General features: G+C 54.4%; 13 protein-coding genes. 8 read left to right on the forward strand and 5 right to left on the reverse strand.

The annotated features are described in order from the left end of the window. Positions 1-49: 49 nt before the first annotated feature. Entirely contained in the window at positions 50-1,120 is a 1,071-nt protein-coding gene (gene queA, locus DSD31_RS20030; RefSeq protein WP_032689270.1) for a tRNA preQ1(34) S-adenosylmethionine ribosyltransferase-isomerase QueA, read from the reverse strand. 252 nt (positions 1,121-1,372) lie between these two features. Between queA and acpH the strand changes: the two genes are divergently transcribed. From acpH to fba, 7 genes are all read left to right on the forward strand, one after another. Continuing rightward, positions 1,373-1,954, forward strand: a complete 582-nt coding sequence (gene acpH / locus DSD31_RS20035) for an ACP phosphodiesterase (protein WP_004858570.1) — start codon at positions 1,373-1,375, stop codon at positions 1,952-1,954. 169 nt (positions 1,955-2,123) lie between these two features. Continuing rightward, positions 2,124-2,726, forward strand: a complete 603-nt coding sequence (locus DSD31_RS20040; protein ID WP_004858569.1) for a peroxiredoxin — start codon at positions 2,124-2,126, stop codon at positions 2,724-2,726. A gap of 428 nt (positions 2,727-3,154) precedes the next feature. Then, a complete protein-coding gene (locus tag DSD31_RS20045; protein ID WP_004858568.1) occupies positions 3,155-3,610 on the forward strand; it encodes a PTS sugar transporter subunit IIA in 456 nt (151 codons plus the stop codon). After that, entirely contained in the window at positions 3,604-3,891 is a 288-nt protein-coding gene (locus DSD31_RS20050; protein WP_004858566.1) for a PTS sugar transporter subunit IIB, read from the forward strand. Before DSD31_RS20045 ends, DSD31_RS20050 begins: the two co-directional genes overlap by 7 nt. Positions 3,892-4,059: 168 nt before the next feature. After that, positions 4,060-5,451 carry a PTS ascorbate transporter subunit IIC gene (locus DSD31_RS20055; protein WP_004858563.1) on the forward strand — a complete coding sequence of 464 codons (1,392 nt, stop codon included), beginning with the start codon at positions 4,060-4,062 and terminating at the stop codon, positions 5,449-5,451. A 62-nt stretch (positions 5,452-5,513) separates the two neighbouring features. Then, entirely contained in the window at positions 5,514-6,476 is a 963-nt protein-coding gene (locus tag DSD31_RS20060) for a carbohydrate kinase family protein (protein WP_004858562.1), read from the forward strand. Between the two features lie 17 nt (positions 6,477-6,493). After that, the gene (gene fba, locus DSD31_RS20065; RefSeq protein WP_004858561.1) at positions 6,494-7,354 is read left to right on the forward strand and encodes a class II fructose-1,6-bisphosphate aldolase; all 861 of its coding nucleotides are present in this window, start codon (positions 6,494-6,496) and stop codon (positions 7,352-7,354) included. 89 nt (positions 7,355-7,443) lie between these two features. Here fba and DSD31_RS20070 read toward each other — a convergent pair whose 3' ends face one another. The 3 genes from DSD31_RS20070 to DSD31_RS20080 all read right to left on the reverse strand — a co-directional run bounded on the left by DSD31_RS20070 (position 7,444) and on the right by DSD31_RS20080 (position 10,707). Then, positions 7,444-9,312 (reverse strand): amidohydrolase, encoded by a 1,869-nt coding sequence (locus DSD31_RS20070; protein ID WP_113991272.1) that lies wholly within the window; start codon positions 9,310-9,312, stop codon positions 7,444-7,446. A gap of 24 nt (positions 9,313-9,336) precedes the next feature. Continuing rightward, the gene (locus DSD31_RS20075; protein WP_044350262.1) at positions 9,337-9,882 is read right to left on the reverse strand and encodes an antibiotic biosynthesis monooxygenase; all 546 of its coding nucleotides are present in this window, start codon (positions 9,880-9,882) and stop codon (positions 9,337-9,339) included. 183 nt (positions 9,883-10,065) lie between these two features. Next, positions 10,066-10,707, reverse strand: coding sequence for a hydrolase (locus tag DSD31_RS20080; protein WP_004858552.1), 642 nt, complete (start codon positions 10,705-10,707; stop codon positions 10,066-10,068). A gap of 337 nt (positions 10,708-11,044) precedes the next feature. Here DSD31_RS20080 and DSD31_RS20085 point away from each other — a divergent pair, with 337 nt between their 5' ends. Then, positions 11,045-11,947: a LysR substrate-binding domain-containing protein gene (locus tag DSD31_RS20085; protein WP_015585047.1), complete on the forward strand. Its 903-nt coding sequence runs from the start codon at positions 11,045-11,047 to the stop codon at positions 11,945-11,947. Here the strand turns inward: DSD31_RS20085 and malZ are convergent. After that, entirely contained in the window at positions 11,938-13,761 is a 1,824-nt protein-coding gene (gene malZ, locus DSD31_RS20090) for a maltodextrin glucosidase (protein ID WP_113991273.1), read from the reverse strand. The genes DSD31_RS20085 and malZ overlap by 10 nt on opposite strands. Between the last annotated feature and the right edge of the window lie 98 nt (positions 13,762-13,859).

Here is a 13,859-nt window from a genome sequence, read left to right on the forward strand (position 1 = left end):
ACTCCTGCGTCAGAAAAACAGTCTGACGTTAAACACTCATGTCGCGGAGTTATTCCCCGACACGCTCAAAAATAGCCTGCGGATTGTACGTGATAAACATCGCGTCCCCGTAGCTAAAAAAGCGATATTTTTGTTCTACCGCAGCCTTGTAGGCATTCATGGTGTGCTGATAGCCAGCAAAGGCGGAAACCAGCATAATCAGAGTTGATTCAGGGAGATGGAAGTTGGTCACCAGCGCATCAACCGCTTTGTACTGATACCCCTGATAGATAAAAATCTGCGTGTCGCCGAAAAACGGCTCAATCAGGTCGTTTTTCGCCGCCTGCGCCGCGCTCTCCAGCGAACGGACGGAGGTGGTGCCTACCGCGATGACCCGGTTGCCGCGCGCTTTCGCCGCCAGCACCGCATCAACGACCTCCTGCGGCACTTCGGCGTACTCGGAGTGCATGATGTGATCTTCAATGGTCTCCACGCGCACCGGCTGGAATGTCCCCGCGCCAACGTGCAGCGTCACAAACGCCATTTCAATCCCTTTCTCGCGCAGCTTCTCCAGCATCATATCGTCAAAGTGCAGGCCTGCGGTCGGCGCGGCTACGGCCCCCGGCCTGGTGCTGTAGACGGTTTGATACAGTTCGCGGTCGGCGTCTTCGTCCGGACGATCGATATACGGCGGCAGCGGCATATGGCCGATGCTGTTGAGGATATCCAGTACCGGACGTTCATCGTTAAATTCGACTTCAAACAGCGCGTCGTGACGTGCCACCATCGTGGCGTTGATGCTTTCATCATCGCCCAACAGCAGCTCGGCGCCCGGCTTCGGGGCTTTAGATGCGCGAATGTGCGCCAGAATACGTTTGTCATCCAGCATGCGCTCGACCAGCACTTCAATCTTGCCGCCGCTGGCTTTTCGGCCGAACAGGCGCGCCGGGATCACCCGGGTATTGTTAAAGACCAGCAGATCGCCCGGGTTAAGTTTGTCGAGTAAATCGGTGAAAGTCCCATGCGTCAGCGCTCCCGTCGGACCGTCTAACGACAGCAGGCGACAGCGACTGCGCTCCGGCTGCGGGTAGTGGGCAATCAGGGATTCGGGTAGTTCAAAGGAAAAATCGGTAACGCGCATGACGGTGGCTCAGACTAAATAAAGAGGCGGGTAGTCTAGTGCCGGGGCGTCCTCCCTGCAACCTTTACCCCTCTGGACGAATAACATAATCTATACACAAAACCATTCAAGATGCATCGACGCGGCAGCTGAATGACAAATTCGTCAGGAACAGATTTGAACGCCGCGGAGTGGCGGTCCGAGAGGACGAGGCTCAAAGATGAGCCGGGAAGCTGAAGCCAATAAAGAGGCAGTTTGAAGGATAAAAGGTATATGAATTTTCTTGCACACCTGCACTTAGCCCATCTCGCCGACAGCTCCCTGCCCGGCAATCTTCTGGCAGATTTCGTTCGCGGCAATCCCCAGGCGGACTACCCGGCCGACATTGTCGACGGTATTTTTATGCACCGGCGCATCGATGTCATGACCGATAATCTGCCGGAAGTCAAAGCAGCCCGCGACTGGTTTCGCCCGCAGACCCGCCGCGTGGCGCCCATTACGCTGGATGTGATGTGGGATCACTTCCTGTCGCATCACTGGGCGCGTATTTCACCTGATATGCCGCTCAACGAGTTTGTCCGCTATGCCCAGGCACAGGTCACGCCGGTATTACCCGATTCGCCGCCGCGCTTCGTGAATCTCAATGCCTATTTGTGGTCGGAGCGCTGGCTTGAACGCTATGAAGATATGGACTTTATTCAGCGCGTCCTCAACGGCATGGCCAGCCGTCGTCCGCGCCTTGATGCCCTGCGCGACTCCTGGCAGGATCTGGATACGCACTACGATAAACTCGAGCAGCAGTTCTGGCATTTTTATCCGCGAATGATGGCGCAGGCCACCAGGCGCGAACTATAAAGATTGCGCTTTCTCACAGAAAGGCTATTCTGAACACCGTTTTCCGATATAAATTGATAGGCAAAACCTATCTCATTGATTGTCAACGTCACGTTGAGTTCGCATGAACCTGTCCCTATACTTGCCCGCGTTGCGTTCCAATTAACCTTATTATTAACAGGAGAATCATATGGTTCTGGTCACTCGTCAGGCTCCGGATTTTACCGCAGCAGCTGTTTTAGGTAACGGCGAAATCGTTGAGAAATTCAACTTCAAACAACACACCAACGGTAAAGCAACCGTCCTGTTCTTCTGGCCGATGGACTTCACCTTCGTTTGCCCGTCTGAGCTGATCGCTTTTGACAAACGTTATGAAGAATTCCAGAAGCGCGGCGTAGAAGTCGTTGGCGTCTCCTTCGACTCTGAATTCGTTCACAACGCATGGCGTAACACCCCGGTAGACCAGGGCGGTATCGGTCCGGTTAAATACGCGATGGTTGCTGATATCAAACGTGAAATCCAGAAAGCTTACGGTATCGAACACCCGGACGAAGGCGTGGCGCTGCGCGGCTCGTTCCTGATCGACGCTAACGGCGTAGTTCGCCACCAGGTGGTTAACGACCTGCCGCTGGGTCGTAACATCGACGAAATGCTGCGTATGGTTGACGCGCTGCAGTTCCACGAAGAGCACGGTGAAGTTTGCCCGGCACAGTGGGAAAAAGGAAAAGAAGGTATGGCCGCTTCTCCGGAAGGCGTAGCTAAATACCTGACCGAGAACGTGTCCAGCCTGTAATCGGCCCATGTTCAGAAAAAGGCTCGCGCATGCGGGCCTTTTTTATCTCCTGCCGCAGCACATTTTGCGCTCTATCGCGCAGTCGCCGCTCCCTCATGCTTTTCAGATGGCTTTTTTTGTTAGCAAACTCAAACTTTGATAAAAAACTGCCATGATATTTGTGATACGCAAAACACTTCTAAAAAATAAATCGCTCTTATTTTTAATCTTTCCCACCTGATATTATTTCAATAATTGAATACAAAATTATAACTAATTGATAATTAACATAATAATAAATGTTATTTTCCCTAAAAAAATAACGCAAAAATCATTTCGCTGTGATCAACTTCAAGGTTTAAAAATTCAAATGTGATCTGAACCATGATTTCCTGTGTTCTATTTCGTCATGATTTAACTCAGAAAATAAATGCGTTAAGGATTGGATTATGGAAATCATTTTTGATCGCCGGTTAATCGCACTTGATCAGAACATTACCAGCGCCAGTCAGGCTATCGAATTATCCGGGACGCTACTTGCCCGCCAGCAAATTTGTCGCCCCGAATACATCACCGCGATGCTCGACGTCTATAAGGATTTTGGTCCCGCCATTGTTATTGATAGCGGCCTGGCGATGCCCCACGCGCGCCCCGAAAAGGGGGCCATCCGCACCGGCTTTTCTTTAATCACCACCCGCCAGCCGCTTCACTTTGGTCACGAAGAGTTTGACCCGGTGAGCGTCATTATCGGTATCGCCGGCGCCGACGCCGATAACCATATAAAAATGATCCAGATAATCGCCACACTGATTGAATCAGATATTGTGTCGTTCCTTCGCGAAGAGCATGACATCAATGCCGTATTCAATTTCATCCACAATAAAATGGAGTCGTCATTATGTTAGTTATCAGAACAGTTTGTGGTAACGGGATTGGCAGTTCATTAATGGCCGCAAGCAATGTCAAAAAAATATGTGATGAATTAGGGATCAAAGCTGACGTCGCCTCTGTTGATTTTGCTAATGCCGTCGGAGAGAAAGCCGATCTCTATATCACCATCAAAGAATTAGCCAATCAGTTCCCTGCGCATTGTCAGGTCGCCATTATTCGCAGCTATGTACATAAAGCAAAAATTGCTGAAGATATTACCGACGCTCTGACAAAAATTGCTGCAACTCATTCTTAATCATTATTAAGAGCCTACCCCAGCAGGCGTACATTGTTGCAGCCAGTTTGGACACGGACAGCGCGGAAAAACCGGAGCGTACACGCAGTACGTGAGGATTTTGAGCACTGCCCAGGGCCAAAATGGCAAATAAAATAGCCTAATGGGATAGGCTCTAAGGATACGATCATGCAGGCTATACTTACATTCTTATCAGAAATATTCAGCCAACCCGCATTTCTGATGGGGATTATCGCATTTGTCGGTTTAGTGGCACTGCGTTCCCCCGGAAATAAACTTCTCACCGGTACCTTAAAGCCCATCCTCGGTTATTTAATGCTCAGCGCCGGTGCAGGGGTTATCGTTGCCAACCTCAATCCGCTCGGCGGAATTATCGAAGCCGGATTTAATATTCGTGGCGTTATTCCTAACAACGAGGCTATTGTTTCCGTCGCCCAGAAGGTACTGGGTGTTGAAACCATGAGTATATTGCTGTTAGGTTTTATTTTTAACCTGCTTATTGCTCGCTGCACTAAGTATAAATATATCTTCCTTACCGGTCACCACTCATTCTTCCTCGCCTGTCTGTTCTCTGCGGTACTGCAGGCGGCAGAATTCCGCGGCTGGATGCTGGTACTGATTGGCGGGTTCTTACTCGGCTCCTGGTCGGCGATCTCCCCGGCAATCGGTCAGCGCTATACCAAGCAGGTCACCGAAGATGGCGGCATTGCGATGGGGCATTTTGGCTCTCTGGGGTATTACATCTCCGCGTGGATCGCCAGCAAAACCGGCAACCCGGCGAACTCTTTCGCCGATACCGAAATCTCTGAAAAATGGGGCTTTCTGCGCGATACCACGGTCACTACCGGGATCGTGATGTTCGTTATCTACTTTGTCTGTAGCGCCGTGGCCGGCACCGAATACCTGCGGACAATCACGGATCAGAACATGCTGATCTTCTCTATCCTGACCGGGCTGCAGTTTGCCGTCGGCGTCGCCATCGTCTACAACGGCGTGCGTCTGATCCTTGGCGATCTGGTACCGGCATTCCAGGGGATTAGCCAGAAGCTGATTCCCGATTCGATTCCGGCCGTAGACTGCGCGGTGTTCTTTACGTTTAGTCCAACGGCGGTGGTCGTCGGTTTTATCAGCTCCTTTATCGGTGGTCTGGTGGGAATGCTGCTGCTGGGCGCCTTCGGCATGGCGCTAATCATTCCCGGCATGGTGCCGCATTTCTTCTGCGGCGGGACCTCCGGCGTCTTCGCCGACAAGCTGGGCGGCAAGCGCGGCTGCGTCATTGCCTCGTTCATTGGCGGCATCTTCCTCGCCTTCCTGCCGGCGATGTTGCTCCCGGCTTTAGGCAGCCTGGGCTTTGAGAACAGCACCTTTGCCGATTTCGATTTCGCGGTATGGGGCATCATTATCGGTAATGCGTTTACCCAGTTTGGCCAGATAACCATCTATTTGATTTGCCTCGCCCTGCTCATCGCTCTGCTGGTGCCTTTCTGCTTCCGCTCAGTGCGCGTGGTAGGAGATACGCTCAGCTACGAAGCGCTGACGGCGAATAAGAAAAATGAATAGGGTTTCATTTTTCCCTGCGGGAAGCATTCTTCCCGCAGCTGACGACATTATCAGGAGTAGTTATGGCTATATTGTCCATAGGATTTTCATGTTTTGATCAGTTCTTCTTTCTGAATGAGTGGCCGCAGGAAAACACCAAAAACTTCTGCCACGACTTTATTGAAAGCGGCGGCGGTCCGGCGGCAAATGCCGCATGGCTGCTGGGATTATGGGGCGAGGATGTCTATTACATCGGTCATCTCAATGCGGATATTTACGGTCAGCGTATCGTCGATGAATTTGCTCAGGCCGGAGTCGATACCAGCCACATCGTCTTTTCCGATGAGATGATCACCCCGCTGGCATCGGTGCTGGTTAACCGTTTAACGGGCTCGCGAACCATTATTACCCGTAAAATGCAAACGCCACCTTCGTTGACCTACGATCAAAAACTGAAACTTGACGATCTCGCACAGCGCCTTATTGCTTCAGAAGAACCGGTGACCCTGTTAATTGATGGTCATGAAGCGGAAATCAGCGAGTATTTAATTAAAAAACTCCCCGCGGCCCGCGTGGTCATGGATGGCGGCTCATTACGTGCCAGTAATATCAAACTGGCGGCCTGGACTGATTATTTCGTCGTCAGTGAACATTTCGCCAGAGACTATATGAGCTACCGCGCGCTGAGCACTGAGAAAGAGCTAAAAACAGCCCTTCTCGAACTGAATAAAATCTGCCGGGGTGAGGCTTTTATTACTCTTGGAGAAAAAGGCTGTGCCTTTTTAAAGAGCGGGATGCTGCACATTGTCCCCGCCTGGCAATGTCAGGCCGTCGATACGACCGGCGCCGGCGATGTTTTTCATGGTGCTTTCACTTACGGCGTTCATTATTCATGGCATATCGATAATATTATTCTTTTTGCCAGCCTGACCGCCGCAATCTCTATTGAGAAAAAAGGTGTTCGTGAATCCATGCCGGATCTTGCCGTTGTTCATAATGCATTAAACAGCTACGAAAGAAACTTAACGCAGTATTTTGATGAATAATTGATTCCGAGGTGATTATGTTAGTTTCTATGAAGGACATGCTTCAGCATGCCCTACGGGACGGTTATGCCGTAGGGCAGTTCAATATTAATAATCTGGAATGGGTTGGCGCCGTATTAAGCACCGGGCAACAGCTCCGCTCACCCATTATTTTGGGGGTCTCCGGCGGTACGGTAAAACATATGCTGGGCCTGAAATGCATTCATGACATCGTGGTCAATGCGATGGACTATCTACAGATTGATATTCCTGTCGCATTGCATCTCGATCACGGGACCACGCGCGAGGCCTGCGAAGCGGCCATTGAAGCCGGCTTTAGCTCGATTATGTTTGATGGCTCCCATTTGCCGTTTGCGGAAAACCTGGCGATCACCCGCCATCTGGTCGACCTGGCGCACAGCAGAGGCATCTCCGTTGAAGCCGAGCTGGGAACCATTGCCGGCAGTGAAGATGGCATCGTGAATTCTGAGGTTATCTATGCCGATCCGCAGGAGTGCTTTACCCTGGTCAGCGAAACGCAGGTAGACTGCCTCGCGGCAGCGCTCGGTTCTACGCACGGGCTTTATAAAGGGAAGGCTAAACTCGGCTTTGCCGAAATGAAAGCCATATCAGAGCTTGTTAAAGTACCGCTGGTACTTCACGGCGGGACCGGTATTGCTGACGACGATATGCGCAAAGCAATTGCCTGCGGTACGGCAAAAATTAACGTCAACACCGAGAATATGTACGCCTGGTGCGAAGCCGTGAAAGCGCTGTTCGCCGCCGATAACGGTCACGATATTAACGATCCGCGCAAAGTTATCCGCCAAGGCTTGCTGCCCGTGCGCGAGATGGTCGCCCGCCGGATCCAGCTATTTGGCTCTCAGAACCGGGGCTAAGCCCGGCATATCGTTGATGCGTCATCAGATGGTCGCGCTCCGCGCTCCCCCGGCGGCCTCGCCGGGGGAGCGCGTTAACCTGTCAGAGGCTAAAACGCAAAGCAGGAACAGCCCATCACGCCCCAGAACGCCTGCTCGTCCGATACCGGCACCGACGACTGACGGGCAATATCATGCTGATGACCGTGCACGCCGCAGCTGCCGCAGCACTGGTGCATCTGGACTATCGCCCCGATTTTCGCCGCCGCAGGCGGAGCGGAACGATAGTGGCCCGGCACCTTGACCACCGGAGACCACTCCGGCAGAACAGGAATCGGCGGCGGCGCCAGCGGCGAAAAATGCCCTGCGGCATAAACCACTTTGCCATCAACCACCGTCAGCACCGACTCAATGCCTTTGATCTCCTCTTCCGGCACGCTGAAATAGTCTTTGGACAGCACCACCAGATCGGCCAGCTGATCTTTCTCAATACGCCCTTTTTTACCTTGTTCACTGGAGAACCAGGCGCTGCCCGCGGTCCACAGCTCCAGCGCCACCTCGCGCGGCAGACGGTTGCTGTCGTCATACATCGCCATGCCGCCCACGGTACGCCCGGAGACCAGCCAGTAGAGTGCGGTCCACGGGTTGTAGCTCGCGACACGCGTCGCATCGGTCCCCAGTCCCACCGGCACATCCAGCGCCAGCATTTTCGCCACCGGCGGCGTATGCTTAACCGCCTCTTTGCCATAGCGATCGACAAAATATTCGCCCTGGAAAGCCATTCGGTGCTGTACCGCGATACCGCCGCCGAGCGCCTTCACGCGTTCAATATTCCGCTCGGTAATGGTCTCCGCATGGTCAAAGAACCAGTGCAGGCCGTTAAACGGAATATCGCGGTTCACCTTCTCAAAAACATCCAGCATCCGGCTGATGGATTCATCATAGGTGGCATGCAGGCGGAACGGCCAGCGGTGTTCCACCAGATGGCGTACCACCCGCTCCAGCTCGTCTTCCATCCCTTCCGGCAGGTCCGGACGCGGCTGCAGGAAATCTTCAAAATCCGCCGCCGAGAAGACCAGCATTTCGCCGGCGCCGTTGGCACGGAAAAAGTCGGTCCCCTGTCCCGGTTTCAGCATATCGGTCCAGCGTTCGAAATCATCCAGCTCCTGTTTTGGCCGCTGGGTAAACAGGTTATAGGCAATACGCACGGTCATCTGCTCTTGCGCATGCAGCTGTTCAATAATTTCATAATCTTCCGGGTAGTTCTGGAAACCGCCCCCGGCATCAATCGCACTGGTGAGGCCAAGCCGGTTCAGCTCACGCATAAACTGGCGCGTCGAATTGACCTGCTGCTCCAGCGGCAGCTTCGGCCCTTTCGCCAGGGTCGCATAGAGAATCATCGCGTTAGGTTTGGCGATCAGCATCCCGGTGGGGTTACCGCGGCTATCGCGCACGATTTCACCGCCGGCCGGATCCGGCGTCTCTTTGGTGTAACCCACGGCTTTCAGCGCCGCACGGTTCAGCAGCGCGCGATCGTAGAGATGGAGGACAAATACCGGCGTATCCGGCGCCGCCTCGTTCAACTCCTCGAGGGTGGGCATGCGCCGTTCGGCGAACTGAAATTCACTCCAGCCGCCGACAACGCGCACCCATTGCGGAGACGGCGTGCGATCGGCCTGATCTTTCAGCATGCGCAGCGCGTCCGCCAGCGACGGAACCCCCTCCCAGCGCAGCTCGAGATTATAATTCAGCCCGCCGCGGATCAGGTGCAGGTGGGAATCGTTCAGGCCGGGGATCACCGTATGGCCTTGTAGATCAATGATCTGCGTCCCTTGCGCAGCAAAACTCATGATCCGATCGCGGCTGCCGGTGGCGAGGATCTTGCCGTTGGCGATCGCGATCGCCTCGGTCAGCGGGTTCGTGCGGTCAAGGGTATGAATTCGGCCGTTGGTCAGGATCAGTGTGGCAGTTTGCGACATAACGCTCTCCTTCAGGAGGCTGACTCAGTTTTTCTTTAACCAGCCAGCAAACAGACGGGTCACGATGGGCATCCAGAACCAGACCACCAGCGCGACCACACAGGCATCATTTATCAAATGCAGCAGCAGGCTTCCCCGCAACGAGGGAAGGAACATCCCGGTCAGCCAGGGCACCAGGTTAGTACTGGGAAAGATCACCAGCAGCGTCATCAGAAACTGCTTCCAGCGTAGCGGCTGGCGTACATTCGCTGCCGGTGGAGTGAACCAGAATGCGGGTTCGGTCCGCACTTCCGTGCGATCGCCTTCATTGAGCAGCGGCGCAATTTCCGCAACCAGTTCGCGACGCGTTTCTGACTGCGTCCAGGCATAGAGGTGTTCAATGGTGTCAAAACGAATAATGACGCTCCACAAATTCTGCCCGGCGGTCGGGCGAATCACGTTAGCGCCCAGATGGCCGGGAAACTCTGCCGCGACAGGCATAATTTTGCCTAACCACTGCTCATAGCGTTTCCCGTGCTCGGGATCGAGCGTATGGCTTATTACCAGGGTCACCGATTTCTGTTGCGTCATGACCGGGCTCCTTGCTGCGGAGAATGGCGGAAATTGCCGTTATTCTCCATCAATGACAATACACAAAATCATTCATGCTGCCTCGAGGCGGCAAGCTTGTACGTCCCCGGGAACTGACATAAGTCAGTGACCGGGGCGGGCCAACGAAGCCAACAAAGAGGCTGCCTGAAGGATGAAGTGTATTCAGGCTTTACGTTCCGGCGCACCGTGCACCATGGTGTAGGCGTAATCCACGCCCATCCCGTAAGCGCCGCTGTGTTCGCGAACCAGATCCATGACCGCGTCATACGTCTCTTTGCGTGACCAGTCGCGCTGGTATTCCAGCAGGACCTGCTGCCAGGTGACCGGAACTGCACCGGCCTGCACCATGCGGTCAATTGACCGTTCATGGGCGTCAACGGAGGTGCCGCCGGAGGTGTCGGTAACCACGTAGACTTCAAACCCCTCTTCCAAAGCCATCAGCGCCGGGAAGGTCAGGCACACTTCGGTCCACAGCGCAGAAATAATCAATTTTTTGCGTCCGGTGGCTTTGACCGCCTCAACAAAAGCGGCATCTTCCCAGGAGTTCATCGATGTACGTTCAATCGGTTTAACCTGCGGATGGACCGCCAGTAATTCTGGCCAGATATAGCCGCTAAAACTTTTGGTCTCAACGGAAGTATAAATAACCGGAACATTAAAAATTTTGCCGGCTTTAGCCAGGGCAACGGTGTTGTTTTTCAGCGTCTGGCGGTCAATATTGGCAACGCCAAACGACATCTGCGGCTGATGGTCAATAAAAATCAGGGTCGAGTTGGTTGGATCGATCAGTTCCCGAATAGACATGACATACCTTCTTAATCAATGAGTTAAAGAGATATAAAACAAGTTGCTGTGGGTCTGAATCGTGACGGATAAAGCCTGCTGAGTATAGTCAGTTATTTCTAACGAGTTATTAAAGAAATTCTCCGTGCTATTGCTAAATACATAAGCTACGGGCGATAAATTTCAGAGGTATGAAGGCGGAAAGAGAGCAAGACCATCGGGTCAAAATATAAAAAGTTGGCTGTCTGGTTAGCAATACTAATCAAAAATTTACGCGAAAGGGTTCTAAATTATTCACTGGCATTGACCATCCGGCTTCGGTAAAACTGAGTCACCCTTGTTAACCGGTAAGTAATGGATGCGCTTAAACCTTGATGTTCTGCTGATTCTGGACGCGTTAGATACCCACGGATCTTTCGCCACCGCCGCAGAGTCGTTGTATAAGACCCCTGCCGCCCTGAGCTATATGATCCAGAAGCTGGAAAGCGATCTGGATATCACCCTGCTGGATCGCAGCGGTCATCGGGCGAAGTTTACCGATACCGGCAGAATGGTGCTCGAGAAGGGGCGTTTGCTGATTAACGCCGCAAAAGATCTGGAAAAACAGGCCGTACAGCTGGAAGCCGGCTGGGAGCGGGATCTGGCTATCGCGCTCGATGCCTCTTTCCCTTTTGAACGTCTGCTGCCGCTGATCGACGCTTTTTACGCGCAAAATCCGCAAACCCGGCTCAACTTTACCCACCATACGCTGGCCGGATCCTGGGAAGAGCTGACCCGCAACGGCGCAGATATTATGCTCGGCGCCATCAACGAACCGCCCACCTCCGCCGAATGGTCGTGGAAAATGGTCGGTGCGCTGGATAATGTCTTCGTTGTCGCTCCCGCTCACCCGCTCGCCGAGGCGACGCAGCCGCTCAATAACAAGCAGCTGAGCCTGCATCGCGCGGTGGTGATTAGCGACAGCGCCCGCTATTGCCATCCGCTCAACAGCAATCTCCTCGCCGAACAGCCGCAAATTCGCGTCGACGATTTTGCCAGTAAGGTGGCGCTGCTGCGCGCCGGGCTGGGCTGCGGTTTTTTACCTCGCCATATCGCGCAGCCGTGGCTGGAGAACGGAGAGCTGATAGAAAAGCCGGTCCTCTCCTGCCGCGAGAAAGATCTCACCTATATCGCCTGGCGCAGCGACAACGACGGCCTCGCCCAGCGCTGGTGGCGGGAGGCGATTCTCCGCGACCCGTTCCTGAACCAGCTCTACTCCTGACGGCTGAACCAGACGCTGGCGGAAATAGCAGGCAGGCTCAGCACACCATCATGCAACGTGCCGGCGCCCTCTTTCACCTGCCATTCGCCAACGTCCAGCAGCGGCGAATCCTCGACAACGACTTCGCAGGCTTCGCCGCGGTTGATGGCCACCAGCACGCGCAGCTGCTTATACACGCGAGCAAATACCACCACGTTCTCTTCGGCATAAATCACCTGGCAGCCGCCGTATCGCAGTGCCTTATTGGCTTTGCGCAGCTTCGCCATCCGCTTATACAGTCCCAGCAGCACGGTATCCTGCAGGGCGGGATCCCACGGGAAGGGTTTACGACAGAAGGGATCGTTGTTGCCATCGACGCCCACTTCATCGCCGTAGTAGATGCAGGGGACGCCCGGCCAGCAAAACAGCCATACGACCGCCAGCGGCAGGCGTGCGACATCTTTGCCCAGCAGCGACTTAAAGCGCGCGGTATCGTGACTGTCCAGCTGGTTAAACATCCGCAGCTGCTGTTGATGCGACAGCCCGGCGCGATAGTTATCCATCCAGGCGACGCAGGTCTGCGCGTCAATCTTCTGCGGATCGTAAGAGATATCGGTATTGGCGAGGAATCCCCACAGCGGGAAGGTAAAACCGCGGTAGTTCATGGCGGCATCTTCAGCGTCCGCCTGGAGCCACTGGCGGGCGTCGCCAAAGTGCTCGCCGAAGACAAAGGATTCGGGCTGCGTCTGCTTCGCCGCCGCGGTAATACCGGCAATATGGCGCAGGTTGTTGCGCGCCCCGCCGCCTTCACCCAGCATATGCACCACGTCCAGCCGCCAGCCGTCCATGCTCCACGGCGCTTTCAGCCAGTGGCGGACAATGCTGTCTTCTCCGGCGTAGATTTCATTCACCAGGCTTGCGGACTGATAATCCAGCTTAGGCAGGCTGGCGTAGCCCAGCCAGCTATGTGCTTCCCCTTCTGGAGAGATGGTAAACCAGTCGCGCCACGGCGAATCGTCATGGTGACACGCCCCGCTGCTGCCGCGCTGGTGGCGGTCAAACCAGGCGTGCGAATCGCCGGTATGGTTAAACACACCGTCAAGAATCAGACGCATCCCTTCTCGCTGCGTGTTGTGGCGCAGACGCAGCAGCGCACCGTCGCCACCGAATTGCGGATCGACGCGGCGATAATCTTCGGTATCGTATTTATGCACGCTGGGGGCGACGAATACCGGGTTCAGATAGAGCGCGGTTACGCCAAGCTGCTTGAGATACGGCAGTTTCTCGCTGATCCCATCGAGGTCGCCGCCAAAAAACGTCGACCCGCCCGCTTCGCCGGTTAACGGCTCATCCCACGATTTCCGGACAATATCGCGCCCGGCGGCGTGATGATGATAGACCCGATCCTGTTCCGCTTCTCGTGTCTCGCTGCGCGCAAAACGGTCAGGGAAAATTTGATAAAAGACCTGATCGGCCACCCACTGCGGGCCGCTATCCGGCAGATCGACGGCGAACTGTTCCAGTCGCGCCGGCTGAAAACGGTTAAAGCCCTGCGGCGTGAACCAGCGCTGACGATCCGCCCACAGCAGCTTAAAACTGTAGCGCCGACGCGGCTGGCCGCTGGCAAGATTGATTTCGCCCCGCCACGCCACGACGCCCGGATGCGGCTCCTGGCGCAGTCGGTGCATCGGCAGCGAGAGCTCTTCATTATCTTCTTCCGCACGCAACGTCACCCGCTGCGGCAGATCGTCGCCGCTGAGCCATAAAGTGATAAAGAGTCGTTCCTGCTGCTCCTTGATAAACGGAGCCACAGGCAGGTGCCATGCCTTCAACATCGTCATTCCTCTCTCTTTAGAATGGGCACACCTTGCCACAGCCCACCGGCGTATGACTCATCATCACAGGAATTATTGGGGGAGGATAATGGGGGTGG

Origin of the sequence: Klebsiella sp. X13, assembly GCF_003323835.1 — a bacterium.
Classification (GTDB): domain Bacteria; phylum Pseudomonadota; class Gammaproteobacteria; order Enterobacterales; family Enterobacteriaceae; genus Klebsiella; species Klebsiella ornithinolytica.

Bases quoted from the DNA above. Each gene is read 5' to 3' on its own strand.
- queA (WP_032689270.1), bottom strand. From the start codon at position 1,120: ATGCGCGTTACCGATTTTTCCTTTGAACTACCCGAATCCCTGATTGCC.
- acpH (WP_004858570.1), top strand. From the start codon at position 1,373: ATGAATTTTCTTGCACACCTGCACTTAGCCCATCTCGCCGACAGCTCC.
- DSD31_RS20040 (WP_004858569.1), top strand. From the start codon at position 2,124: ATGGTTCTGGTCACTCGTCAGGCTCCGGATTTTACCGCAGCAGCTGTT.
- DSD31_RS20045 (WP_004858568.1), top strand. From the start codon at position 3,155: ATGGAAATCATTTTTGATCGCCGGTTAATCGCACTTGATCAGAACATT.
- DSD31_RS20050 (WP_004858566.1), top strand. From the start codon at position 3,604: ATGTTAGTTATCAGAACAGTTTGTGGTAACGGGATTGGCAGTTCATTA.
- DSD31_RS20055 (WP_004858563.1), top strand. From the start codon at position 4,060: ATGCAGGCTATACTTACATTCTTATCAGAAATATTCAGCCAACCCGCA.
- DSD31_RS20060 (WP_004858562.1), top strand. From the start codon at position 5,514: ATGGCTATATTGTCCATAGGATTTTCATGTTTTGATCAGTTCTTCTTT.
- fba (WP_004858561.1), top strand. From the start codon at position 6,494: ATGTTAGTTTCTATGAAGGACATGCTTCAGCATGCCCTACGGGACGGT.
- DSD31_RS20070 (WP_113991272.1), bottom strand. From the start codon at position 9,312: ATGTCGCAAACTGCCACACTGATCCTGACCAACGGCCGAATTCATACC.
- DSD31_RS20075 (WP_044350262.1), bottom strand. From the start codon at position 9,882: ATGACGCAACAGAAATCGGTGACCCTGGTAATAAGCCATACGCTCGAT.
- DSD31_RS20080 (WP_004858552.1), bottom strand. From the start codon at position 10,707: ATGTCTATTCGGGAACTGATCGATCCAACCAACTCGACCCTGATTTTT.
- DSD31_RS20085 (WP_015585047.1), top strand. From the start codon at position 11,045: ATGCGCTTAAACCTTGATGTTCTGCTGATTCTGGACGCGTTAGATACC.
- malZ (WP_113991273.1), bottom strand. From the start codon at position 13,761: ATGTTGAAGGCATGGCACCTGCCTGTGGCTCCGTTTATCAAGGAGCAG.